The organism is Kordiimonas lacus, assembly GCF_001550055.1.
In the GTDB taxonomy this organism is placed as follows: domain Bacteria; phylum Pseudomonadota; class Alphaproteobacteria; order Sphingomonadales; family Kordiimonadaceae; genus Kordiimonas; species Kordiimonas lacus.
Window position 1 is genome coordinate 351913 of sequence record NZ_LRUA01000003.1, and the last position, 26100, is coordinate 378012.

Annotated in this window: 17 protein-coding genes and 1 pseudogene; 12 read left to right on the forward strand and 6 right to left on the reverse strand. The window is 57.9% G+C overall.

What is annotated here, in order from left to right; translation table 11 throughout:
* Positions 1-54 precede the first annotated feature (54 nt).
* The gene (locus KORLAC_RS05030) at positions 55-684 is read right to left on the reverse strand and encodes a glutathione S-transferase family protein (RefSeq protein ID WP_068304660.1); all 630 of its coding nucleotides are present in this window, start codon (positions 682-684) and stop codon (positions 55-57) included.
* Between the two features lie 229 nt (positions 685-913).
* Here KORLAC_RS05030 and KORLAC_RS05035 point away from each other — a divergent pair, with 229 nt between their 5' ends.
* Positions 914-1480: a TetR/AcrR family transcriptional regulator gene (locus KORLAC_RS05035; RefSeq protein WP_068303954.1), complete on the forward strand. Its 567-nt coding sequence runs from the start codon at positions 914-916 to the stop codon at positions 1478-1480.
* Positions 1481-1483: 3 nt separating this feature from the next.
* Here the strand turns inward: KORLAC_RS05035 and KORLAC_RS05040 are convergent, their stop codons facing one another.
* Together KORLAC_RS05040 and KORLAC_RS05045 are read right to left on the reverse strand one after the other, a co-directional pair.
* Positions 1484-2992: a tryptophan halogenase family protein gene (locus KORLAC_RS05040; protein WP_068303956.1), complete on the reverse strand. Its 1509-nt coding sequence runs from the start codon at positions 2990-2992 to the stop codon at positions 1484-1486.
* A 94-nt stretch (positions 2993-3086) separates the two neighbouring features.
* Positions 3087-5855, reverse strand: coding sequence for a TonB-dependent receptor (locus KORLAC_RS05045; protein ID WP_068303958.1), 2769 nt, complete (start codon positions 5853-5855; stop codon positions 3087-3089).
* A gap of 389 nt (positions 5856-6244) precedes the next feature.
* On the opposite strand from KORLAC_RS05045, the gene KORLAC_RS05050 reads away from it, so the two are divergent.
* Both KORLAC_RS05050 and KORLAC_RS05055 read left to right on the forward strand, forming a co-directional pair.
* A complete protein-coding gene (locus KORLAC_RS05050; protein ID WP_068303960.1) occupies positions 6245-7768 on the forward strand; it encodes an MFS transporter in 1524 nt (507 codons plus the stop codon).
* Between the two features lies 1 nt (position 7769).
* A complete protein-coding gene (locus KORLAC_RS05055; RefSeq protein WP_068303962.1) occupies positions 7770-9644 on the forward strand; it encodes an alpha-amylase family glycosyl hydrolase in 1875 nt (624 codons plus the stop codon).
* Between the two features lie 72 nt (positions 9645-9716).
* Here KORLAC_RS05055 and KORLAC_RS05060 read toward each other — a convergent pair whose 3' ends face one another.
* A complete protein-coding gene (locus tag KORLAC_RS05060) occupies positions 9717-10745 on the reverse strand; it encodes a LacI family DNA-binding transcriptional regulator (protein ID WP_068303969.1) in 1029 nt (342 codons plus the stop codon).
* 661 nt (positions 10746-11406) lie between these two features.
* On the opposite strand from KORLAC_RS05060, the gene KORLAC_RS05070 reads away from it, so the two are divergent.
* The 3 genes from KORLAC_RS05070 to KORLAC_RS05080 all read left to right on the forward strand — a co-directional run bounded on the left by KORLAC_RS05070 (position 11407) and on the right by KORLAC_RS05080 (position 15529).
* Positions 11407-11937 (forward strand): RNA polymerase sigma factor, encoded by a 531-nt coding sequence (locus tag KORLAC_RS05070; protein ID WP_206594862.1) that lies wholly within the window; start codon positions 11407-11409, stop codon positions 11935-11937.
* Between the two features lie 94 nt (positions 11938-12031).
* The gene (locus tag KORLAC_RS05075) at positions 12032-13039 is read left to right on the forward strand and encodes a FecR family protein (RefSeq protein WP_068303975.1); all 1008 of its coding nucleotides are present in this window, start codon (positions 12032-12034) and stop codon (positions 13037-13039) included.
* Between the two features lie 3 nt (positions 13040-13042).
* Positions 13043-15529 carry a TonB-dependent receptor gene (locus KORLAC_RS05080; RefSeq protein WP_068303977.1) on the forward strand — a complete coding sequence of 829 codons (2487 nt, stop codon included), beginning with the start codon at positions 13043-13045 and terminating at the stop codon, positions 15527-15529.
* Positions 15530-15535: 6 nt separating this feature from the next.
* On the opposite strand, the gene KORLAC_RS05085 is transcribed toward KORLAC_RS05080, so the two are convergent.
* Positions 15536-17056: a sigma 54-interacting transcriptional regulator gene (locus tag KORLAC_RS05085; RefSeq protein ID WP_068303982.1), complete on the reverse strand. Its 1521-nt coding sequence runs from the start codon at positions 17054-17056 to the stop codon at positions 15536-15538.
* A 199-nt stretch (positions 17057-17255) separates the two neighbouring features.
* Between KORLAC_RS05085 and KORLAC_RS05090 the strand changes: the two genes are divergently transcribed.
* Both KORLAC_RS05090 and KORLAC_RS05095 read left to right on the forward strand, forming a co-directional pair.
* Positions 17256-19394, forward strand: a complete 2139-nt coding sequence (locus tag KORLAC_RS05090) for a serine/threonine-protein kinase (RefSeq protein ID WP_068303984.1) — start codon at positions 17256-17258, stop codon at positions 19392-19394.
* Between the two features lie 118 nt (positions 19395-19512).
* A complete protein-coding gene (locus tag KORLAC_RS05095; protein WP_068303986.1) occupies positions 19513-20061 on the forward strand; it encodes a hypothetical protein in 549 nt (182 codons plus the stop codon).
* Positions 20062-20404: 343 nt separating this feature from the next.
* On the opposite strand, the gene KORLAC_RS05100 is transcribed toward KORLAC_RS05095, so the two are convergent.
* Positions 20405-21559 (reverse strand): hypothetical protein, encoded by a 1155-nt coding sequence (locus KORLAC_RS05100; protein WP_068303988.1) that lies wholly within the window; start codon positions 21557-21559, stop codon positions 20405-20407.
* A 323-nt stretch (positions 21560-21882) separates the two neighbouring features.
* On the opposite strand from KORLAC_RS05100, the gene KORLAC_RS05105 reads away from it, so the two are divergent.
* The 4 genes and pseudogenes from KORLAC_RS05105 to KORLAC_RS05125 all read left to right on the forward strand — a co-directional run bounded on the left by KORLAC_RS05105 (position 21883) and on the right by KORLAC_RS05125 (position 26094).
* Positions 21883-22365 carry a hypothetical protein gene (locus tag KORLAC_RS05105; RefSeq protein ID WP_068303991.1) on the forward strand — a complete coding sequence of 161 codons (483 nt, stop codon included), beginning with the start codon at positions 21883-21885 and terminating at the stop codon, positions 22363-22365.
* A 193-nt stretch (positions 22366-22558) separates the two neighbouring features.
* Positions 22559-23630: pseudogene (locus tag KORLAC_RS05115) on the forward strand (IS3 family transposase).
* 640 nt (positions 23631-24270) lie between these two features.
* The gene (locus KORLAC_RS05120; RefSeq protein ID WP_068303996.1) at positions 24271-24858 is read left to right on the forward strand and encodes a Pvc16 family protein; all 588 of its coding nucleotides are present in this window, start codon (positions 24271-24273) and stop codon (positions 24856-24858) included.
* Between the two features lie 96 nt (positions 24859-24954).
* Positions 24955-26094 (forward strand): hypothetical protein, encoded by a 1140-nt coding sequence (locus KORLAC_RS05125; RefSeq protein ID WP_068303998.1) that lies wholly within the window; start codon positions 24955-24957, stop codon positions 26092-26094.
* The last annotated feature ends 6 nt before the right edge of the window (positions 26095-26100 follow it).

Here is a 26100-nt window from a genome sequence, read left to right on the forward strand (position 1 = left end):
GCGGATCCCTGCTCAGGGATAATGGAAACGCCCGCCCCGGCCATACAGCTGCCGCTAGGCGGCCGCTGAAACCTTTGTGTGCGGTATGTCCACGAAGCCCTCCAGCGCCTCTATGCGCGCAAGCCAGCCGCGAATATGGGGGTAAGGCTCAAGGCTGACGAACCCTTCAGGTGCCCGCGCCACATAGCTATAGAGCGCCACGTCAGCGAAAGTGACTTCCTGGCCAAGAAGGAAACCACTGCCTTCAAGCTGTGCCTCCAGCCCTTCAAGATAGGCGTGGGCGTTTGTGATGGTTTCCTCTTCGTCAAATTTTGCGCCGAAAACCTGGATCAACCGCGCCCGTGCGGGGCCTGCCGCCAAGGGCCCACTGGCCTGGGAAAAATAGCGCTGCACCAGTGACTGGCCATGTGCGCTGGCCGGTATCCATTTATTGTCCGTGTCATACTTGGCCGCAAGGTAGGTCAGGATGGCTGTGGATTCGTAAATCACATCGTCGCCGTCCACCAGAACCGGCACCTTGCCTTCGGGGTTCAACTTCAAAAACCAGTCGGATTTATGCTCGCCCGCCGGCAGGTCCGTCACCCGGTTCTCGAAATCGAGCCCCAGAAGCGACAGCGCCAGCTCGGCCCGGTGTGAATGCCCCGACAGGGGAAAGCTATAGAGTATACGTTTGGTCTCAGACATGAATGCCTCCGTTTCCAGCGCTTTCGCGCGCCATATGAAAATGTACTGATCGGTACACATTAAAATGAACAGATCGGTACATTTCGTCAAGAGAAGCCTTATCACAAACACGTGACGGGCAGAAATACTGTCTCATGATATTGATTTTTATGGATTTTTTCTTATCTGGATCAAGAAAGCCCAAAATGATACAAAAAGAACAGATCAGTACCCAAAGGAAGAATCAGTCATGCGACCGTCGCGCAAGGACGAACTTATCGACAAGGCCCTGGAGATTTTCTACCGGGACGGCTTCCACGCCACGGGCATGGACAAGCTGGTTCATGAGACCGGCATCTCGAAGACGTCCATGTATAAATATTTCGCGACCAAGGAAGACCTGATCCTGGCCACGCTTGAGCGCCGGCATGAACAGTTCACCGCCCTGCTGACCGAAGGCCCTGCCGCGCGCGCGGACTCGCCGAAGGGCCAACTGATGGCCAGCTTCGACACACTGCAGGAATGGATCGCGAGCGAGGGCTTCAACAGCTGCATGTTCATTAAGGCGTCATCGGAGTTTCAGGACCCGTCGCACCCCATCCACCAGATGGCGGCCATGCATAAGCGCGCCCTGACGGAGCATATGGCAAACCTGGCCCGCAAGGCCGGCGCCAAGGAGCCGGAAGCGCTGGCGCGGCAACTGATGCTCCTCAAGGAAGGCGCGATTGTCACCGCACACATTCAGGGCAAGGCTTTCGCTGCCCCCGACGCCAAAGACGCCGCACGTACGCTCATCAACCTGGCCTGTCCGGAATAGATGCTACATCGGTGCGGCGGCGCAGTGTTTGGCGATAAAGTCGACCTGTTTTGGCAGCTTGGGCACGGTGCCGCTGATGATGGTTTTCAAATTGGTGAAATATTCCCTGAGCTGTTTGTCGCTCAAGCCGTCAGCCATCGGGTGGTAGGCCTTCGGCATCACGCGCTGGCCCAGCATCACCTGCAGCCACCCGGCCTCCGAGAACAGCTCGTTATTGAAGCGGAAGATACGGCCGGTCTCCCGGAACAGGTCCATCTTGTGCTTCAGGCTTTCGGGGATCTCCATCGTGCGGCAGCGCTTCCAGAAGGCGCTGTCGTCCCTTTGGGTCGCGTGATAATGCAGGATGATAAAGTCGCGAATGCTTTCGAACTCGAAGCCCACCTGCTCGTTATATTCATCGATATTGGTGGCATCCAGGCCAAGGCTTGGGAACATCTGCACGAAGCGCACGATGCTGGTCTGGATCAGATGGATGCTTGTGCTCTCCAAGGGCTCCAGAAAGCCGGATGACAGGCCCACCGCGATACAGTTCTTGTGCCAGAATTTCTCGCGCCGCCCGGTCTTGAACGGGATCACCCGCGGGTCCGCCAGCGGCTTGCCCTCAAGATTGTCGAGGAGCGTCTGCGTGGCTTCGTCTTCGCTGATATGGTCAGAGCAGAAAACATGGCCGTTTCCTGCCCGGTGCTGCAGCGGGATGCGCCACTGCCAGCCGGCCTTATGCGCGATCGACTGGGTGTAGGGCCGCATGCGCGGGCCATTTTCCGCGGGCACCGCCACGGCCCTGTCGCACGGCAGCCAGCCTGTCCAGTCCGTATATCCAACCCCAAGCGCTTGGCCGAGAAGGAGCGAGCGGAAGCCCGAGCAATCGATGAAGAAATCGCCTTCGACCACCTGCCCGTCCTTGAGCGTGACGGATGCAATGTTGCCGCTTGCGCTATCAAGCGACACGTCGGTGATCATGCCCTCAATGCGGTTGACGCCCGAAAGCTCGCAGCCTTTCCGAAGGTAGCGCGCATAAAGCCCGGCATCGAAATGGAAGGCATGGGTGATGCCCTCGAGCGGCGAATTGGGGATCTGGCGCATACGGTCGAACCGGTCTTCCTTCGCCGCCTGATAGTTGAAGGAAAAATCCCACAGGTCACCCGCAAAGCCAGCCTCTTTCGCGCGCAGCCAATAATGCTGGAACGGCACCATGCCGATCTGCCGACCGATGGACCCGAAAGCGTGCATATATTTGTCGCCCACGGCGCCCCAATTTTCGAACTGGATCCCCAGCTTGAAGGTGCCCTGGGTGGCCTTGACGAACTCGTCTTCATTCAACCCCAGCACATTGTTGAAAATCTGGATGGGCGGAATGGTGGCTTCGCCCACGCCCACGGTACCGATATCGTCGGATTCAATGAGGACAATCTCAAGCTGGCCGCGCATCAACTTGACGAGGAGGCTTGCCGCCATCCAGCCGGCGGTGCCGCCGCCCACGATTACCAGTTTCTTGATGCTGTTCTCTTGCACGCTAAGCCCTCACCCAAACCCTGAAAAAGAAATACCCCTGCCGACGATCATATCGGCAGGGGCAATTGTTTCAACCAGCCTCAGCCGGATCTGACTAGAATTTATAGTTCAGACCGAAGAGGAAGGTACGGCCATAGTTCTGGAAGTCACGCACCTGGCGGCTATCGCCATTGTAGAAGGTGGTGAACGGCTCGTTCGTCAGGTTGTTCACCTGGAACAGAACGGTCAGGCCATCCACACCAACTTCACTGAGGTCGTAGCCAAGCTGCGCATCAACGATGGTTTCTGCTTCCACATCAACCTTCACACGGGTGAGGCTGAGGGCGGAAACTTCACCCAGGAACGAAGAACGGTGACGAACGCTGGCACGTGCCTGGAAGCCATACTTTTCATAGTAGATCGTACCATTCAGAACAGTCTTCGACAGGCCTGGAAGCGTGATTTTTTCCTGACTGTTCGGATCGATGATCGAGCTTTTGGTAAAGGAAGCCGAACCAAGGATACCGAAGCCGTCAAGCGCTTCCGAGAAGTTCGCGAACGGCAGGGAACCCGAAAGTTCGATACCGTAAATCTTACCGCCGTCTACGTTGTCCTTGAAGTCGCGGCGACCGATGGTCGAAAGCGTAAACTCATTGCCGTCACCGTCGACAAACGTCAGGTCCTCGCCCAGTGGGCCCAGAACTTCCGCAAAGTCATAGGTTTCAGACGAGCTGAACGGGAAGCTTGTGATCTGCTTGTAGAAACCAGCAACCGACACATAAGCGCCTTCACCGAAATAGTGCTCGTATGACAGGTCATACTGCCAGGTCTTGAACGGCTTCAGGTTCGGGTTACCGCCACCACCGGTGAAGATCAGGTTCTGCTGGTCGAAACCAAAGCCGAAGCCTGCGTTCATGTCAGCCATTGGTGCACGTGCCAGAACCTGTGCAACACCAACACGGAGCTTGTTGTTGTCATCCAGATTGAAGCTGAGGTTCAGGCTTGGCAGGAAGTCCCAGTAATCAGTGCCTTCCGTAACAGGTGCTGCAACCACTTGGTTGTCTACTGTCTTGGCTGCCCAACCATCTGAGCTTTGGTCGGTGTAAACAGCCTGCAGGCCGACGTTACCGGTAACCGGCAGGTTACCAAGCTCGGTGTCGATATTGGCCTGGGCATACAGGTTCACAACTTTCTCGGTCACGGTCCAGCTGTTAGTCAGACGGGACTGCGTGCTGGCGGCTTCGTCATTGATCACATAGGCTCCGCTTTCAAACAGCGCTTGCGCGTCGTAGCTAAGCACATCACCCATGCCGATAAACTCAAGCGACGTTGGGTCCTCAAGGAACTGGCTTGGCACCGGAACGTCCGCTGGATATTCATTGAGCGTCAGGAAGAAGCCCTGGTCCAGAAGCGTTTTACTTCGCTTTGAGAAGCGAACACCATATTCAACGCTGGACAGGAAGCCTTCGTCCATGAACTGTTCGGCGCTCAGGCGCACGGCAGACAGTTCGTCATCGGTTTCCGGTGCGTTGATAAAGCCGTCCTGGGCTTGATCATCTGGATAGAAGCCAGCAACAAACAGGCCCCAACCCCAGCTAAGCGGACCGCCAAGCTGAATGAGGTTCGGATCAGAATAGTCAAGACCATGGGTGAAGACAGCGTTGCCGTCCGCACCGATGGTGAAACCCAGGTTATCAGTGGCACCATTGCCGCTACCACGACCGGTACCCGCGTAGGTTTCCATGTTGCTTTCGATACGGTCAACGCTGGAGTGGCTGAGGTCCAGTTCGATCATCAGATTGTCATTCACCTGATATTCGGTGTTCCAGCCGATGGCCAGCGTTTCAGCTTCGCGGTTTACGAAGTCGTTACGCACCACAACCTCTGCGCCGTTGAACTGACCCTGCGTGATCAGACCATCTTCAACTGTGTAGCCGTCCTGCAGCTGCGCGCCAGACCATGCCAGTGGAATTTCAATACCGCGCAGGGTCTGCTCGTCATCGAACTTGGAATAATAGGCGTCGATGGTTGTGCGGAACTTGCTGTCGTGTGGTGCATATTCAAGCACACCCAGGAAGCCGTCGCGCGTCAGCTCGTTCGATTTCACATAAGGCTTGGCGCCACCAATGATCAGGTTGCCGTCAGCCGCTTCCGGGAAGCCCCAGCTGTTCCAGCGCTCTTCCTGCGTTGGTGACAGCATGCGCGCGTAACCAAGCGCGATGCCAACCTGATCGTCGTTGAACTGGTCAACGTAGGAAATGCTGGCGCGGTAGCCAAGCGCCGTCGTGCCGGAATTGAGCGCACCCAGGTCCGCATATTCGCCGCGCAGGTTCACTACAATGGCCTGCTCGCCGTACGCCAGAGGCTTGATGGTCTGCAGGTCAACGGTACCACCAACAGCTTGGCTGGTCAGGCTGGCGTCCGGCGTTTTATAAATGGTCACGCCGTTGATCAGCTCTGATGGATACTGGTCATATTCAACCGCACGGCCGTTGTTTGCAGAAACCTGCTCGCGGCCATTCAGTGTGGTGGTGGTGAAGTCTGGCGCCAGACCGCGGATCGAGATCACGTTGGCGCGGCCGTCAAGGCGCTGTGCAGCAAGACCCGGCAGGCGGGCAATCGATTCGGCAATAGACGCGTCAGGCAACTTGCCCAGGTCTTCCGCTGAGATCGCTTCCACGATGGAGCTGCTTTCCCGCTTGCGGGCAACCGAGCTCATGATCGATGCACGGATGCCCGTAACAACGATTTCTTCCAGTTGTACGCCTTCGTCCTCATCGGTGTCAGATGAGCTGTCCTGTGCAAGCACAGGCTGTGCGGCGAATGCGATGGCGGAAGCCGACGCAAAGGATAAAAAATGAGACTTAAATTTAGAGGTACGCATGAAGCCTTCCCTTCCCTGTATTAACCCTGGAAGCAAACCCACAGGCCGATCCTACTGGCCAAAAGTTAAACTTCCGCAACTTTCCCTGCGTCGAAAGTTCGCGCATCACTTTGCAAACATCAAGTCATTTTTTCATATTTTTGCTATTTATTGCAGCGACCATGCAAACTGTGCCTTTCCTGCAACAGTTTTGCGTACACTGGCTCATATAAAGGGTTATAGAGTGATATATCGCGTCATAAGCGACCGATTTAGCTGCCTTGCAAGTTTGCAAAGATGTCTTTTGCAATATTCTTTTTGCATTTTTTGCAAAAATTGCTAATCCTAGACAACAGGAAGGGAGGCCCGATTCTTCGGTGCCGCATTATTATAGGGAACGGGATCATCGCATGACGCAAAAACCTGCGCTGAGCTTCTGGCAAATCTGGAACATGTGTATCGGCTTTATGGGCATTCAGTTCGGCTTCGAACTGCAGGTCAGCAATGTCAGCCGTATCTTCCAGACGCTGGGCGCCAACATCGACGAAATTGCCATCCTGTGGGTGGCCGCGCCGCTTACGGGCCTGATTGTCCAGCCGATCATCGGCTATATGAGCGACAAGACATGGACCCGGCTTGGCCGCCGACGCCCCTATTTTTTCTATGGCGCGATTCTGTCGACACTTGCGCTTCTGATTATGCCCAACTCGCCGACACTCTGGATCGCGGCAGGCATGCTGTGGATCATGGATGCCTCCTTCAATATCGCGATGGAACCATTTCGCGCCTTTGTGGGTGACATGCTGCCGAACCGCCAGCGGTCTCTTGGCTATGCCATGCAGACCTTCTTCATTGGCACTGGTGCATCGGTTGCCGCGGCACTTCCGTGGATCATGACCAACATGTTCGGTGTGGCGAACGAGGCCGATCCCGGCATCATCCCGGATTCGGTTGTTTACGCCTTCTATACCGGTGGCATCTTTTTGCTGATCTGCGTGCTGTGGACTGTCTTCACCACCAAGGAGTATGCCCCCGAGGAACTTGAAGCCTTCAACAAAGCCGAGCAGGCGATTGGCGAAGCCGCCGCTGCGCACACCCAGTCAGATGAAGAGAGGGCGCTGATCACGCCACAGCGCCATAAATCAGGCGGCCTCCTGTGGCTTATTGTCGGCGCCGCCGCCTCGCTTCTTATCTATATGACAGATGGATCCTACCGGCTGCATATCCTGTCAGGTGGCGTGGCCGTGTTTGGCCTGCTGCGCCTGATCGTGTCAGCCAGCAAAGCCAAAGGAAAAACCACATCCGCCATTGTGGAAATCACAGATGACCTGATGCTGATGCCCACGGTCATGAAGCAGCTGGCCGTCGTGCAGTTCTTTTCGTGGTTTGCCATGTTCGCCATGTGGTCCTTCACCACGCCGGCGGTCACGGCCTTCCATTTTGGCGCCCTGGACCCGTCAAGCGAGCTTTATAATACCGGCGCCAACTGGGCCGGCGTGCTGAATTCGGTGCGCAATATCGTAACCATCGGCGCTGCCATCTTCATCGCGCTTTGCGCCAACAGGATCGGCCGCCGTAAAATCCACATGCTGAACCTGACGCTCGGCGGCATTGGGCTGGCGTCCTTCTATCTGGTCACCGACCCAGACTGGCTGGTGGTGTCCATGGGGCTTGTCGGCTTTGGTTGGGCATCGATCCTGTCGATCCCCTATTCGCTGCTCTCAAGCGCGGTCGCCCACCACAAGATGGGCATCTATATGGGCATCTTCAATTTCTTCATCGTGATCCCACAAATTGTGGCGTCCACCACCCTGGGCCTGTTGGTCAGTGAACTGTTTGCCGGCCAGGCCATCTATGGCCTTGTGTTTGCCGGCGGCTCCATGATCATTGCAGCCCTTGCCACCCTCAATGTCGCCGAGCCGGAGGCCGAATAACATGAAATTTCAACGAACAAACCTGGCCGCCTTCGGCCTTGCCCTGACCCTTCTTTCTGGCTGTGACCAGGCTGATAAAGCCTTGCCCCCGGAAGAGCCCATCACCGTTCGCCCGGAACTGCTGGAGCCATACATCAGCCGTCCGATCACCGATGATGTGATGTATTTCGTCATGCCTGACCGGTTCAATAATGGCGACCCGTCAAACGACACCGGCGGCTTTGGTGGCGACGCCACCACACACGGCTTTGACCCAACCCACAAGGGTTTCTTTCATGGTGGGGACTTCAAGGGCCTGACGGAAAAGCTGGATTATCTGGCTGACATGGGTGTCAGCGCCATCTGGATGACACCCATCTTCAAGAACAAGCCCGTGCAGGGCAACCCGGTGAATATGACAGCCGCCTACCACGGCTACTGGATCACGGACTTCACCCAGATCGACCCGCACCTGGGCACAAATGATGACCTCAAGACGCTGGTGGATGAAGCCCACAAGCGCAATATGAAGGTGATTTTCGACATCATCACCAACCACACGGCCGACGTGATCAAATATGAGGAATGCTTCCCCCGCGGCAGCGACCCGGCAAACGTGCCGCTGTGCGATTACCGCAGCAAAGAAGCCTTCCCCTACACCACCAAAGGCGGTCCGGACGGTGAAGCCATCAACGCAGGTTTCCTAGGCGACGACCCAGAGCACCAGACGAAAGACAATTTCGACAAGCTGACCGCCCTTGATTATGCCTACACGCCCTATGTGCCTGCGGGCGAAGAAGATGTGAAGGTGCCGGCGTGGCTCAACGACATGCGCTATTACCACAATCGCGGCGACAGCGAATGGCAGGGTGAAAGCTCGCTCTACGGGGATTTCGCGGGCCTTGATGACCTGTTCACCGAACATCCGGACGTCAAGGAAGGCTTTATCGACATCTACAAGTTCTGGATCTCGGAATTCAAGATCGACGGCTTCCGCATCGACACGGTCAAGCATGTGAACGACAGCTTCTGGCAAACTTTCGCACCTGCCATCACGGCCCACGCCGAGGCCGAAGGCATCCCGAACTTCTACATGTTTGGTGAGGTGTATGAACCCACGCCGGAGCGCCTCAGCCACTTCACCAATGAGGCCAAGGTGCCCTTCGTGCTGGATTTTGCTTTCCAGTCAGCCGCCTATCAGATGTTCTCGGAAAACAAGGGTCCGCAGGCACTGGCGGAAACCATTGAAAAAGACACCCTTTATCAGCCCGTGAAGGGCGACGCCCGGTCGCTGCCCATTTTCCTGGGCAATCACGATATGGGCCGCATCGCCCATTTCATCCGCCGCGGCAATCCGGACGAAAGCCCGGAAGCATCCTTCAAGAAAGATCTGCTCGCCCACGCGCTGATGTTCTACAGCCGCGGGGTTCCGGTGATTTATTATGGCGACGAACAAGGCTTTATCGGCGACGGCCATGACCAGGACGCGCGCGAAGATATGTTTGTGAGCCAGGTGGCGTCCTACGCCGACAACGACCTGCTGGGCACGGAAAAATCGAGCGCCGAGGATAATTTCGACGTCGATCATCCGCTTTATCAGGCCATGCAGCGCTTCACCATGGTCAAGCGCGCGCACCCGGCCCTCAGGCACGGCAAGATGACTTTCCTGCATGCCGACAGTGAGCCCGGGCTGCTGGTGTTTGAGCGCACGGACGAAACCACAGGCGACACGGTTCTGGCGGTCTTCAACACCTCGGCCGAGGTGGCGACAGCAAGCGTTCCGGCGCTTGAAGGCCCGCTCTGTTTCATCGACGGCACAGCGGGTGAGACTGGCGAAGCCTACACGGCACCAGCGCTGAGTTGGGCCCTGTTCAAACCAGCAGCCTGCGAGGGCTGATCAAAGCCGACACCCAAACAAAAAAGGCGGCGCCCGGTGGTGCCGCCTTTTTTCATGTCCACTCAGGAAGACTTAAGACCCGCAGCTTTCACGGATAATCAGGTCTGTCGGCAGCGTGGAAGACTGCACATCCTCGCCTTCCAGCATGCGCAGCAATTTGGAAACCAGAAGCCGCCCCGCCTTCGTCACGTCCTGGCGAATGGTGCTGAGCGCAGGGCTTGAATAAGCCGCCACAAGCACATCATCATAGCCAATCACGGATACGTCCTTGGGCACATTGATGCCGCGGTTCGCCAGCGCCTTCATGGCGCCGATGGCGATCATGTCCGACATGGCGACAACGCCGTCAAACTCGACGCCCTGCTCCACCAGCACATCCACCGCCTCCATGGCGGATTCCGGATAGAAATGCGCAGGCCTGACGAGGCGTGGGTCAAAGGCGATGCCGTTCTGATCAAGCGCCTCACGGTAGCCTTCCTGCCGCAACTTCATCTCAGGCCCTTCACAGTCGCCCACGAAGGCAATGCGCGTGCGCCCCATACGGATCAGGTGATTAGTGGCACGGCGCCCGCCCTGGCGGTTATCACTGCCGACCGAGCAATAGCGCTGATCCGGGAACTGTGCACCCCAAGTCACAAACGGCACACGCTGTGCCGCCAACTGGTTTAGCTGTTTGTGCATTGTGCTCTGCCCCAGCACGATCAGGCCGTCGCACCGGCCACTGGCCACAAGGTTTGCAGCGCTGTGGTAATCGGTCATCGTCAGGTGCGAAATCAGAAGGTCGCAATTCTGTTCCTTGAGCGCGTCACCGATACCGCCAATCAGGTCCAGCGTGAAGGGGTCAGACAGGCGCGTGTCGCGGCCCTGCGGCGGCGGGATCACGATCGAGATCGTCTTGTCTGCATCCTCGGTATAGACCTTGTCGCGCAGGCGGCCATTGTAGTTATTGCTTTGGGCCAGCGACAGGATCTTCTTCTTGGTGCGGTCCGATACCAGCGGGCTGTCATTCAGCGCACGCGACACAGTCGAAATCGACACACCGGCAATTGCGGCCAGATCCTCCAGACGGTGAAGATTTTTTTCTTTTTCGTCGTCACTCATGCTGTCACCCCGAGTTGCATATTTTTGCAAAATTTTCTGTCGTATTTTTTCTTATCCCTGTTTTAGCAAGAAATTCCATTATTTTGGAAGCCTTTTATTTTTGCAAACAGAGGGCCGATCCTGCCCATTTCCACCGTCAAATCACCACCAATAAAAAATGTTTTTTTGAATGGCGGGTATTCCTCACGCGCGGCGTCATAGTCCTAGTAGACCACCCGAAGGGGTGAGAATTTCTGGGTGCCCTGGCCGCTCAGGAGGCAGCAGCAAGACCTTGCACTCGAGAGGGCTGCTGATGGCCGGACAGATTGGGCACCCGAAATCACCAGAAGGTCGGCGAGGCTGGCGCCACAAGACTCTCTGGTAGCGCGGACGACATTACCATCGATGGGGGTCATGGTGATGACGGCCTGTGGGGCGGCGCCGGGGAGTTATCCTCGGCGCGTCCGCTGCTCGAAGACGATTTCCTCATCGGGCTGAGTATGGATAATTTTGTCCAGCTTGCGATCGAGCTCTGGCCCGTAACCTGGCCCCCCGTTTCCCTCTTTGGCGGGGGGCCATTTTATTTTTGCTTATGAGCGATATTGCGAAATCTTTTGACATCTGGAATGGTTGGCACCGGTATGGCGGCGCGGAAGGCGCCGCATTTGTCAGGGCGACCCTTTTGGATACTGGAACAAAATCAATATTGCTGGAGGCGTTCCTGGAAAAACGCCCGGCACTGAAGCGATTTCTGGTCGCGCGGTTTCGGGATGAAACTGTCGCCGATGATCTGCTGCAGGACCTGTATCTGAAGCTGGAGCGCATTGAGGATGCCTCAGCCATCAGTAATGTTGGCGCCTATCTGTTCCGCATGGCCAATAATGTGGCGCTGGACCACCGCCGTCAGAAGACCCGGCAGATGGTGCGCGACAAGGCTTGGGTGGATGTCAGCAGGGCAGACCAGGGCGGTGAAAGCGTTGACGAAGGCCCGGCCGCAGACCGCGCACTTGAAGCCAAGCAGAAGTTGGCGCAGGTGTCTGAGGCCCTGAACCAGCTGCCACCCCAGTGCCGCAAGGTATTTGTGCTGCACAAATTGAAGGGCAAAAGCCACCGCGAGGTTAGCGAAAGCCTTGGGATTGCGGTCAGCACAGTGGAAAAACACATGGCCAAGGCCATGAAGTTCCTTGTCCTGCACCTGAAGGACAAGGATTAGCAGCTGGACATGGCGGGTGGGTGCCTGTGGTGGCGTCTTAACCCTGAATAGGATTGATTTGAGCCCCCAGGGCTCGTGAAGGCAGTACAGACAGATGACCAAAACCGATACCAGTTTCCTGACGGACGAGCGGCTTGACGCCGCTGCCGACTGGCACGCGCGCCTCACTGGCGACAGCGTGACGGAGGCCGACTGGCTTGCCTTCACAGACTGGCTTGAAGCCGATGATGCCAACCGCATGGCCTATGACCATGTGGAAGACCTGGCCCTGATGGTTGAAGAGGGCGCTGATGTGGTGGCGGCTTCCGTTGAAAACACTGAAACAGACACTGGCACCGTAATCGATGCTGCTTGGCGCTGGACAAAGCCAAAGGCGTGGGCCGGAGCAGCTGCCGCGGTGGCCGCAGCCCTGCTGGTCATGATCGGCACCAATTTCATGGCCCCGGATGCGCAATTTTACCAGACCGGCCTGGGCGAAACCCGGCTTGTGACGCTCGAAGACGGCACGACTGTGCAGCTGAACACCAACACGAAAATCGAAGTTGCCTTCACTGGTGACGTGCGCCAGACAGCCCTCGCGTACGGTGAAGCGCTGTTTTCCGTCGCCAAGAACCCGGACCGGCCTTTCCGGGTAGGCCTGGGCGACCGTTCTGTGCAGGTGGTGGGTACCCAGTTCAATATCCTGCGCCACGACAGCCAGCTGGTTGTTACCGTGTCGGAAGGCATCGTGGATGTAGCGCCGACACAGGTGATCGAGGATGAAGTCCAGTCAGACGCGCGGGAACGTCTGCGGGTCGGCGACCAACTGGTTGCCTATGAAAAATCCAATGAAACCCGTGTCCAGAAAGTCGACGCACGGCAAGTCACCGCGTGGCTTGAAGGCTATCTGGAATATGAAGACGCGGCGCTGCATCAGATCGCGCGGGACCTGAGCCGCTATTTCGGCGAACCCATCGCCGTGACATCCAGCGCGAGGGATATCAACTTTTCTGGAATCCTTAACATGGGTGACAAGCAGACCGTGCTTGCGACGCTTGAACAACTGCTGCCGGTTACCGTAAAACAAACGGATGGGGCAATCCTGATCGGTCGCAAGGAGTAGCATGTGCGCATAAATGGGAAGACAGCTTCCGCTGCGGTGCTGCTGGCCTGTTGCCTTGCCGCGCCGCCCGGAGCTGCCACAGCATCCGACACCAGCCATTTTGAGATAGAGGCCATGCCGCTTGCCGAAGCGCTGGCCTCTTTCGCGCGTCAGGCGGGCATTTCCATCGGCCGCCCACCCCTATCATACCGGGACGGCAAAGCGCACGCTCTCAACGGCGACCTGACTGTTGAAGAAGGCCTCACACAGCTACTGCAAGGCACCGGCTTCACGTTCGAGGTGGTGAGCCCCAGCGTGGTTCGGGTGTTCCGCGAACCAGCCAGGGAAAAAACAGCTCCGAAGCCGGCTACCAAGGCGCAAAGCGAACCCTTCGTGCAGGAGATCATGGTCTCGTCTCTGAGACGCACTGATAACCTGCAGAAGCTGCCTTACGGTATCAGCGCCATCGGCGCCAGCACCCAGCAGCAGCTTGGCCTGAAAACCACCAACGCGGCCGCCCGCCGGATTGCCGGCATGCATGCCACAACGCAGGGCGATGGCCAGAACAAGGTGATGGTGCGCGGGCTGTCAGACGGGGCATTCTCTGGCCGGGCGCAATCGCTCGTGAGCACCTATTTCGACAATACGCGCCTGACCTACAACGCGCCCGACCCATCGCTTCGGTTAGTGGATGTCGAGCGCATCGAGGTGCTGCGCGGCCCGCAGGGCACGCTTTATGGCTCGGGCGCACTCACGGGCCTTTACCGGGTTGTCACCAAGAAACCCAATCTGGCGGAAACTGAGCTCAGCACCAGCGCGGGCCTTGCATGGACCAAGGGCGGTACGGCCTCGCGCGATATCTCCGGCATCGTCAATGTCCCGCTTGTCGAAGACCAGATGGCCATCCGCGCCGCGGCCTACTTCGAGCATGAAGGCGGCTATATCGATGACCTGCGGCTGGGGCTGGATAACGTCAACCAGGCGGACACCTATGGCGGGCGGCTTTCGGCCCATCTGAACCTGGGGCCCAACTGGCACCTGCTCGCGGGTGTCACCCTGCAGGAAAACGACCGCGACGACAGCAATTATTATGATGTCGGGCGCACCTTCACCAAGCGCGGCAATTATGTTCAGGAACCGCGCGAAGACAGTTTCAGCCAGGTTTATGCCACGCTGGGCGCGGACTATGGCTGGGGCACGCTTGAGACCACCTTCAGCTGGACGGACCGCAACATTGACGCCACCTTTGATGGCTCGCTGGCGGTACCGAAACTGGTGCTGATTGATGTGGTCGCCAGCCCCTTCACCATGAACCGCGATATCGCGACGACCAGCAATGAGACGCACCTCTCGTCCAAGACCGGGGGGCGGCTTGAGTGGACCATCGGGTCCTTCTGGTCGAAGAGAAATGAACGGATCAACTCGAACCTGGCGATCCCCGCTTCTGTCATCTGGCCGGATGAAGAGGGCGACCTGGATATCTATACCGAAGACCTGACCAGCACCCTCAAGGAAGCGGCGCTATTTGGCGAGGTGACCTATTTCCTGACCGAAAAACTGGCCGTCACCGGCGGTTTTCGGTGGTTCGACTACCGCGAACGCGCGTCCTCTGACCTTGTCGACCTGGGCCTGTTCCTGTTCGCGCAGACGGACGGCGAGCAGAAGAAATCCGGCGTCACGCCCAAGGCGGTGCTGGCCTACCACCATACCAAGGACCTGATGCTCTATGCCCAGGTGGCGGAGGGCTACCGGCTGGGCGGCATCAACCTGGCCGGACCCACGCCGATCGGGGGTGGCGAGACGGTCGCGACCGAGCTGACGAATTACAAATCCGACGCGCTGACCAACTATGAAGTGGGCTACAAGTACCAGAGCCCCGACAAGGCGCTGACCACGTCAGCGGCGGTTTACGTGGCCCTGTGGCGCCGTATCCAGAGCCAGCAATTCAGCTTCGAAGGCCTGCCGGATATCGACAATGTCGGCAACGCGCGGGTGATTGGCGCCGAGTTTGAGCTGGCCTACCGCCCGGCCTATGACTTTGAGGTGCGCGCGCACCTGTCCGCGAGCGACAGCGAACTCACGGACACCACGGCCCGCTTTGGCGCGGAGGTTGGCACCCCCCTGCCCGCGGCACCCAAGTTTTCAGCCGGTGCGTCGGTTTACAAGGAATTCAGCCTGAGCAATGACTTACGGGCGAGCGTGAGCGCGGACTATAGCTATGAGGGCGGCGCGGACCTTTTGTTCGAAAGCGATTTTTCGCCGGAAATGGACGGCTATCACCTGGTAAACGCGCGCCTCAGCCTGCAGAAAAACAACTGGTCGCTGACCGTTTACGGCAACAACCTGATCGGCGACAAATCGAACGTGTTCGCCTTCGGCAACCCCCTCAGCCTTGAAGTGATTGAGGGCGAGGACCCGGACGACCCGAATTTCGTGATTGTTTCCACGGGGTTACACGCAACACCGCTTCGCCCGCGCACGTTCGGCGTGGAGCTGGGCTGGCGCTTTTAGGCGCTTCTAGTCGAACATCATCTTCTTGGTATGGCGCTCAAGCACGCCGTGGGGGACCTTCAGCGCCCGCGCCCAGGCGCCGATATCGCCGGGGTGGGCCTCCATGGTGGCGCGGATGTCGGCGTCTGAGATATCCTCTAACGTCCTGACACTGTTCGATTTTTCCATCAAACCATAGAGCGCGGTGCGGGAGACATTCAGGTGCTCTGCCGCCTCCTTGATGCGCCAATCGGTGGCATCCAGCGCCGCGAGCATCTCGGCTTCCGTCACGCTCGCCGGCGCCCGGTAGGACGGCTTCGCTTTGGGCACACCAGAGGATTTTGGGCCCATTTGGGGCACACCCGTAGGGCCCATTTCAGGCGTGTTGAACTGGGGCACCTGCCCGACGGACATCTGCTGCACTGCGTTTCTGAGTTCGCGCACATTGCCGGGCCAGTCATGCAGCACCATGGCGGTCATATGCTCAGTGAAATCCGTGGGCGCGGCCCCGAACGACCCGGTGTCGAGAAAATGCTTGATCAGGATGCCGATATCCACCCGCCGGTGACGAAGCGGTGGCATCTCAACCACCATGCTTTCAAGGCGGCGGAGGAGCGGCTGCGAGAAAGTGTCCGCGCCCAGGGGCCGATCCGTGGCCGCCAGCACCCGCGCGCCGGTGTAGCGGAGGCGGGTTTCCCCCACCCGGCGGAATTCGCCGGTCTCCAGCACGCGCAGCAGCATGGCCTGCAAGTCCGCGGGCGTATCGCCGATCTCGTCCAGGAAAATGGTGCTGGCGTCGGCCGTTTCGAAAAAGCCGACCCGGTCCCTTACGGCGCCGGTGAACGCCCCCTTGGTGGCGCCGAACAGGTCCGCCGCACCAAGTTCTTTTGAGAGCGTCGCCATATTGATCGACACCAGGTTTTCAGCCGCCCGGTCGCTGGCCAGATGGAGCGCCTGCGCCACCAGTTCCTTGCCCGTGCCGGTTTCACCCCGAATAAGCACCGGAAGATGTGTTGGCGCAACCCGGCTGATCGCCCGCCAGATGGCCTGCATCGCCCCACTGACCCCCAGCAGCCGGCCTTCCGGCGGCGCGGGCGCAGCCTCAGCCGGGCTGAGGAACAAGGAGAGCACAATGGTGCCGGCCAGCGTGATGATGATATCGTCGCCGAGCGCATCAAGGCTGATGGTCACGGGTGCGGTAATCGCCTGCCCGTTCACCAGAACCTTCATTTTGCTGTCTGGCGGGGTGATGGAAAACTCGCGCGGGCTCACCCGCTTGATCATGACCTCAGACCGCGAAATCCGGCGGTCAGCAAGCGGTTCCTCGCTCACGCCGCGCTTGCGGAACTGCGGCGCGTTCCGGGATACACTGGCCTCAGTCGCACGGCCGAACATCAGGGGTGCCACGGCACCGATGCGCGAGGCGTCAGGGTGCCAGATGATCCCCAGGCTGGGCAGCAGAATTTCCCGCCCGGGGCCGCCGGTGCGCGCGCCTTCCACCGATACGGTTTCGTCCATCAAGCCGTATTCACCGGTTTCGTCCTGCATGCTGCCCTCTCCCCGCTCACGGACCTGATGCACTGTCCTTGAAATGTCATCATCCTGCGCGTAAAAGCAATATTGTCTACTTTTGCGTGCCTCTATAGCAACTTAAGGCGATATAGCAGGCAGGTCAAAGGGGCGCGAGCCTTTTGTGTGGGGGCTGGTGCGCGGGGCAAAAAGTGCGTGGCTCGGGGGAAGTCTATTTATGGCTGAGGCAATCGGCAGGTATCAGCTTGGCGAAACGGTGGGCAAGGGCGCTTACGGCACGGTTTACCGCGCCGAAGACACGCTGCTGGACCGGTCTGTCGCGATCAAGCTTCTGAACAAGTCGGTGTCTGACGGCGCGGACCCGAAGGCGAGCCTTGTGGAAGCCAAGACGCTGGCGAAGCTGAACCACCCCAATATCGTCACGCTCTATGAGATTTCAGAGCATGACGGCCATACCGTCATGGTGATGGAATACTTAGACGGCGAACCGCTGAAGGATTATCTGGCGCGCACAAGCCCATCGTTCGACGACCGCCTCGCGCTGGTGCGGCAACTGGCCGACGCGCTTCGGGCCAGCCATTCGCTCGGTATCGTGCACGCGGACATCAAACCCGGCAATATCATCATGAGATCTGGTGGCGTGCCGGTGCTGGTGGACTTCGGCCTGGCGAAAACCGCGCCCACCGCCAATGACATGGAAACCCTGACCCGCGGGTCACTGGGGCAAAGCCTGATTTTGGGCACGCTGCCATACATGGCGCCTGAGGTGATGAAGGGCGGGAAGCCCGATGAAGTGTCTGATATCTTCTCCTTCGGCGCGCTGCTATACGAAGTGCTGACGGGCGAGCGCGCCTTCAAGGCGGGATCGGACGCCGAGATCGTGCACCTGATTTTGAACGAGGACCCAGCGCCGGTATCAACCCACGCGCCGGACGCCCCGGCCTGGTGCGCCAACCTGGTGGCACGGATGCTATCCAAGGAACGCGCGGCCCGGCCCCAGACGTTCGCGGATGTTCTGAAAGCCATCGACAGCGCCGACCCCGGCACGCCGCTCCGCGACCGCAAAGCGGCAGACAAGGCCAAACGCCTGCTTTCCCTCAAGCGCATCGCCGCCGCAGCCGCCATTGCTATCGCGCTGGGCGCTGGGTTCGTGGGCTCCCGCTACATGGGCGACGAACCGCTGACTGTCAGCGGCCGCATTGAGGCAGGCATGGACCGGCTGCGAAACAGCCAGGAAAAGGGCGCGATTGAAGAAGCCAAAGCCTACTTCCAGAGCATCCTGACCGAAGACCCGGAGAATGCAGCGGCCACAGCCGGCTATAGCCTCGCGCTGCTAACAGAGTACTCAAGCTCCAAATCTGACCAGAAGCTTTTGGACGATGGCATGGCGGCGGCTCAACTCTCCATTGGACTAGACAACCAACTGTCGCTTGCTCATGCCGTTGCAGGTTGGGCCTTCGAGTTCTCAGGGAAAATGGATGAAGCCCAATCTGAATATCAGATTGCGCTGAATTTGGACCCAAAAAATTACTTCGCCCTTCTTGGGAATGGCAGGCTATCCTTGGGGGAAGGAAATCTTGCCGAGGCAATCCGTCGTTTTGAAACTGCCAACCAGCTATACTCGTCTGACACTAGGCTTTTGATCTATCTAGGCGACCTATATTTTCGGTCTGGAAGCTATGAGGTCGCCGAACAGCGCATTAGGCAAGCTATCTCAAAAGCGCCAGACAACGTGTATTCTTATAAAACACTGAGCGCAATCTTGTTTGCCAAAGGAGACACTATTGGAGCCATAGGTGCAGCACAGCAAGGGCTGCAAATTCGGCCTGACCCGATGCTTTACAACAACCTCGGCTCCTTCTATTTCTCGCTGGGCCAATATGCCCAATCTGTCCAGGCTTTTGAACGCGCGATTGATGCACAAGGCAACAGCCACAATTATTTCCTTTGGGCTAACCTTGGCGATGCCTACAGCATGATTAAAGGAAGCAATGGAGATGCCAAACTCGCATACCGGCGGGCAATTCAACTCCTAACTCCTCAGATAAAGCCAGACGATACGCGCCCTGCAGTCTTCAGCAGAGCCGGGCTTTACTATGCAAAGGCCGAACAGCTTGAAGAAGCTCTCGCCATGACATATCGAGCGCTAGAGTTGGCCCCGGAGGATCGATACGTACTTTTTAGGGCTTCTGTTGTGATGGAGCAAACGGGAGACCGAGAGAAAGCGCTTAAATTTCTCGAGCACTCAATAGATGCAGGACAACCCGTAAACGAAATCCAGAACGAGCCTTACCTAAATGCTCTCAGGGAAGACCCGGCCTATCACAAACTTCTTGCCAGCCAGCCTTCAAAATAAGGCACGCATCTTGCTGTTACCCCCTTTGAGGGGCAGCAAGACCAACATGTTTCTGAAGTTCCGAGTTGGGCACCTGCCCCCATTTGACAAAACAGTTTAATCACAGGGGAGTCTTTTTATGACCACGCAAAAGAACGACTATAAACTGAGGCTGCAGTTCGACGGGGACCAGATTTCCGACGTGCTTCTGTACCGGTTCGAGCATAATGGCAAGGACGCCATGACCAAACAAGGCCGCTACACCGGCTGTATCCAGTTCAATGCGGGCGACACCATTGAGGTGGAAGTCACCATGACCGCCACACCAGATGAGCTGCGCAAGGTCAGCGGCGTGCAGGTGATCAGCCTGGATCTGGTGTCCCAACCCAATGTGCGGCATGAGATTGAGAGCTTCTCGCCCTTTGAAATGGATCAGGTAACCAAATGCCTGGTGGGCGACTGGAGCGAGCCGAAGCAGTCCACAGACCCGTCCACTGGCATCAGTACCTGGGTCAGCACATGGTCAGGTGACACGCTCACGGTCGTTGCCGAAAAAGGCTTTTGGCAGCTTTCAGGCTTCCTCGGCGTGGCCGTATACCAGAATATGGGCGACGACATCGTGCGCATCCCGCGCGTACTGAGCTTTGACCCGGAGACCGGTAGCGGCGACGGCACTAACCCACACTAGAATCGCGACATAACCAATCACAAAAGCGGGCGCTGCGGTGCCCGCTTTTTTATTGCCTGCGCCTCACCCGCTTGCCCCGCTCAGACACGTTAGGCGTGTCGGACATGCATCAAGGGGGGGGGGGGCCGCACTCCCTCATCTTCGTCACTCGCCGACTTGATCGGCGAGTCCATGTTGGGTGGCATGACCAATGGATTCGCCGGTCAAGCCGGCGAATGACGACAGAGTGTAGCCAGGTAAGCGCTTGGCTCCGAGTGACGACCGAGTACCCACCCCCAAACAAAAAACCGGTGCAACGAGGCATCGTTGCACCGGCTCTCACGCCCCGTCCCTCGATTGGGGGTCAACAGATCTCGCTGGCGAGACCATGGGCGGGGGTGACTTCCGCGAGCTTGGCACCCAGTTGCTTGCCTTCCATGCCGACGCTGACGAAATCACCGTTCGCGTAGGCGATATCCACTTCCATGCCCTGGGCGGTCAGCACCGCTTCGTGCCAGGCTTCGGCCATATTTTCAAACGCGGCCTCTGCGCCCGCATAATCATCAGCCTCAAGCGCCTTCTGGGCCTGGGTGCAGTGGGTGGTGGCACGCTCGATCTCCGCCGCGACGATCAGAAGCGCCTCGCAGATGGCCTTGCGCTGGGCCAGCACATCCTGGGCATGCATCATCAGGCCCGCCAGCGCGTCTGCCGTGGCGCCAGCGTGGAACACCGTTTTTGCCGCCTCGCACAGGCTGTTGTGGAGGGCCAGCGCCCGCGCCGCCGATTTCTGCAGCAGCTTGCCGTCCATGCGGATCGTGTCTTCGCCCACCTGGGCGACAACGGATACAAACGGCACCTTGTTCCAAGGCATTTCCTTTGAGATTTCCGCGTGCGCCACGCGGAAGCGGTCACCGGTGCGGACACCATTTTCAATCAGCTGCCAGGAGGCGGCGCGGAGTTGCATGGCCAGATGTTGGCGCTGGCCCTCGAAAGCATGTAGCTGCGCCAGGTCCACCTTGCGCGCGGTCTGGGTGCGAATTTCACCGGCCAGTTTCTTCAGCTTCTGCACCGGCTGGGTCATCTTGTCGGCATAGTCGCGGATGCTGGCTTCCAGCGTCAGCACCTTGCCGGCGCTGCTGTTGAGGCTGAAATAGGCCGTGTCTGCCTGAACTTTCAGGAAATCCGTCGCCTGCTTGCGGGCGTCTGCGGCGGCCGCGCTGTCGCGCAGCAACGTGAAGCAGTTCCGCACCCCAACCGGGTTCTTGCAGATGATCTGTTGCTGGCGCTTCAGATACATGGGCACTTCAAGGAGCGGGTCCAGCACCTGGTTGACGAACCTGTAGGCTGCTGTCTTGGCTTCGCTGTAGCGCTTCTGGAAAGCATCCGGCAGGCTGCCTGATGGTGCCGGGGCTTCAAGCGCCGCACTGGCGTGCAGGACAACCCCCAGGAGTTCCTCTTTATACTCTGACGCCAGGTCATGGCCCAGGCCCCGTTGCATTGAAACCAGTGGTGCATTCATTGTCATCGTCCCCTCAAAGTGTCGTCGGTGATCTACCCCGTAGGACTGGCGATTGCAGGGGGCATGCCAATTATAAAATTCATTTATTTCAATGACTTGAGTGATGACCAGGAGGACCTGCACCTCCCATGTCCGTGTCGGACACGTCTGACACGGGCCGGACACGCCGTTGCGCGGCTAATTGAGGGAAACCTGACACGAAGTCCCCGGTTTCCGCGGGGCCGCCTGTTGGCATGCTTCCTGCTGATAAGGCGCCATAATGCGAAAACGCCAAGGCAGAACCGGGCCGCCAAAACGGACGGGCCGGGTCCAGGAGAGTTGAAATGAATATGTTGGCTAAATTCACCCTTGCGGATGAAGTGATGGAGATGCTGCTTAAAGACCGCCTGACCAGCGCGGGCGACAAGGTTCTCCTGAAGCTGACATACAGAAGCGGTAACGAGCAGGGCGAGACCGGCTATCTGGGATACCGGCCCAATTCGCGGCGCCTGTTCTGTTTTGTGCCGCACAAGGACCAGGCCACCAGCTTCACCCGCCTGAATTTCGAGGGCGATACCGACTATCTGGAATGCCAGATCGCGGGCCAGCCGCACTATCTGGACTATCAGGCCGAAGGCGGCGCCATTTTCGCCAACCCGAACCGCTTGTGGTCGGTTGGCTGGCGCATGGAGGACGGCGCGCTGGTGGTCGGCAGCGCGGAAAGCCAACCCTTCGCCCTGTGCCCGGATTACGAGCCGGTGATGATGCCGGTGCTGTATGCGTCCCTCAGGCTCACGCCTTTCCGGGTGTCGGTTGTGCCTGCCTGAGGTCAATCCAATCGATGCACGCCATTTATCAGGGAACCTGTGCCAGGGACGAAGGAAACCGTTTCCGGCAACAGGGCGCCCTTCAATCGACCTGGAACTGATGATGCGACCGGGAGGCAGCTAGAGGGTGGACTTGTCTTAAAAAAGTGGACACGACCTTCAACAGACTTAGGAATACTGATTGGAGGAATTTATGGTCCACAAGAGACATTCATCAGACTTCAAGCGTGAAGCAGTAAAGCTGGCGCTGACCAGCGGTTTGCCGCACTCGGCAAATGGATCACCCAATACCGACAGGATCAGAAAGGCACCAGTGAGCCCTTGGGAGGCACTGATGACCTACAATGGGAGTTTGCCCGGCTCCGTCGAGAGAACAAGATCCTGCGCGAGGAGCGCGAGATATTAAAAAAAGCAACAGCCTTCTTCGCGAGCCAAAAGTAATGCGCTATCGATTTATCGATGCGGAGAAGGCGCATCATCAGGTGAACCGCCTGTGCAACATGTTGGCGGTGTCCCGGTCAGGCTATTATGCCTGGAGCAGCCGTCCTGCCAGCAAGCGTGCCAGGGAAGACATGGTGCTCTTAGCCCATATCAGGGCGGAATTTGAAAGCAGCCACTATTCCTACGGTCGCCCCCGGATGGTTGAAGAGCTGAAGGAGAAGGGCTGGGCTGTTGGTCCTACCCGGATTGGCAGGCTGATGCGGGAAAATGGCATCCAGGCCATCAGGAGCCGCAGGAAGCGGTATCAGCGCCGAGGGCTCGTACCATCCTTCGGCTATGCCCCCAATCTGCTGGAACAGGACTTCACCGCCGAAAGGCCGAATGAGAAATGGGTTGTTGACCTGTCTGTCGTGATGGATCTCTACAGTCGGCGGATTGTGGGCTGGCATATGAGTGACCGCATGAAGCAGGACCTGGCACTGCAGGCCCTGAAGATGGCGATTGCCCTCAGACGACCAGAGCCAGGCCTGATCCATCATTCAGACCGCGGCAGCCAATATGTGGCGACCGAGTATCAAATGACGCTGAAGCAGCATGGCATCCTGTCGTCTATGTCCGGCAAAGGAAATTGTTATGACAATGCTGTCGTGGAGGCCTTCTTCAAAACCTTGAAGGCAGAACTGGTATGGCGGGTGAAGTTTGAAAGCCGAGAACAGGCGGAAAGGACCATCAATGAGTATATTATGAACTTCTATAACCGGAAACGACGACATTCGACACTTGGCAATATCAGCCCAATGGCGTACGAAAAACTAGCCGCTTAAAGAGCACGGTCGTGTCCACTTTTTTAAGACAAGTCCACATCATAGCTAGAGCTCTATAGAGGCGAGAACGCTCGGTCTCCGGCAAGACTGCCATTTGCGGTTTCCTCTAAAACCTGGAAGCCAATCGCGGTTGATGGAAGAGATATGTCGATGCGATTTAAATCATAAAAACGATTATCTTTAATATATTTATCGACCTAACAGATTTATTTGACCAGCTTGATGCCAAGGAAACAATTCTAGGCCGAAACAAAATGCCGAGTCTCGCAGGCAACGCGCCACTAAACCATGTCGCGAATAGATCGCTAGGTAACTGAATTTAAAATACAAATTTTAATTGTTTTAAATCTATTCTAGATAGCTTCCCATGAAATAGTCTCCACTTGGCATCGGCCTGCAGGTTGAAGGCCAGAATGAGGCTAGATCGTTATGTTTCCGTAACGTTAATCCGCCACCAAAAGTGTCAAACAGACACTCCAGCTATCGGGTATGACTAAACTTTTTCGAGGTAGAATCCGTTTGACACGACTTCTATCAGATCGATAATGAATACACGTTTTGGGGGTATTCACGCCATCGCAAGTTCGCCAGTCCGGCTTTTCCACCCCCGGTTCAATCCAGCTTTTGACAGGTGCTTGGCATGCTCGACAAATCGCTAGAATTTCTTCGCTCCGAGCTGGACACCTACATCAAGTCGATCACCGGCTCCACCAAGACGTCGACCGTCCTGTCCCCGCTTTTCGATAGCGACGGCAAGAGCTTGCTGGGGGACGCCCTTCTTGGCATGTGCCTCGTGAATGTGGAGGAAGAGCGGGTGAACAAAGCCCAGCAACGGGAGGCTGTTGGATCCGGCACTGCCATCCAGTTCCTGCCGCCTGAAGTGCGACTGAACCTGCATGTCCTTGTTGCCGCCAACGTCAGTGGTGTCGCTGCCGACAACACAAAATATGACCAGTCGCTCAGGTCCCTGTCGGCGGCCATCACTTTCTTCCAGGGCCACCGGGTGTTCTCAGCAGACGAGTATCCCGAGCTGCCGGACGGCGTCAAGAAACTGGTGCTTGAGCTTGAGACGCTGGACTATGAGTTCCAGAACCATGTCTGGGGCACGCTGGGCGGCAAACTGACACCATCCGTCATGTACCGCGTGCGCCTGGTGGCCATGCAGATGGGCCGCGTGGTCTCAAGCGGCAAACCGATCACCAAGAAAGAGGCCCTCGTGCTTGGGTAGGCACGCCTGCCGCCCCGCGTTTCCAGTATCCCTGTCTGAAGTTTCTTCCCTGTTCTGAGTTCAGTCCAACCACCTCCCAGGGGATTGCACCTGACGATGACAGATTTTGTGGAAATCATTCAGCTCAAGCTGCTGCACAGCTTCTATGTGGGTGGCAGCACGGCCGATTTTGACATCAAACCGCTTGCAGCCACGCAGCAGGCGCTTGCCAATCTGCGCCTTCTTGTGCGGCAGGACGGCGGTATCCTGCGGCTGTTCGCGGAAGCAAAAGACGGCAAGCCGCTTGTGGACCTCGCGGATCTTACATCACTCTCGTTCGGACTCAGCCTCAGGAACCGGGCGTTTCTGACATTCACGGACCTGCCTGAACACAAGCCTGCCCACCGTGCAACCTATGACGCAGGGCAACAGGCGGACCGGTTGTGGCTCGGCCGCCTGCCCAGCTATGCGTTTGCGAACGCAGTGGGACAATCCACCCTCGCCTCACAGGCCATCTATAATTTCTTCGGCTCTGTCCCGGTCGTCATCAAGACGGCCCAGCCCCACACCCATGTGACGGTGGACCTGAAGCGCCCGGACGGCACCAGCGCGCGGCAGAAAAGCTATCTGGCCCTTCCTGGCGCGACGGATGACACCAAAAACAACGGCTGGATCACTGACGCCCTGCCGGTGGAAGACCTGCCCCCCGGGCTCTACACCCTCTCAAGCGACATTGCGGGCCAGGACGATATCCCCATCCTTTTGCAGGACGAGCTGCAGTACCGGCATTTCCGTACCGTGTGGATCACGCTTGCGCCCGGCGCGCTGCTCGATGGCGACGGCAAGCTGAAGCCCACCACAAGCTTCACGGCGCAGTTCAGCCCGGTTGAGAAAGTCTGGCGCTATCATGTCAATGTCGGCGCCAAGCGCAAGGACAAGGATTTCAAGATTTCACACACCCCCACGGGCGCCGATACGCAGATCACGTTCGGCGATCCGGCAGAGGACACCACGGGTGGCAAACGCCTGCTCACTTTTCAGTCCACTGCGCCCGTGTCCTTCAGGGAAAAGCCCAGAAAAGCAATCCAACTGATCGAGAAAGCTGATCAGGGAGCTCCCGCCCAGCCGCCCGGGAACGGCGGCGGCGGGGGTGGAGGCGGGGGCGGCAGCCCGCCCGCGCAGGACAAGACCATAATCGGCAACCTCCCGAGCCCGTCGCCCGCGGATGTTAATGCCGAAGTCTATGTACAAGTTTGACCCACG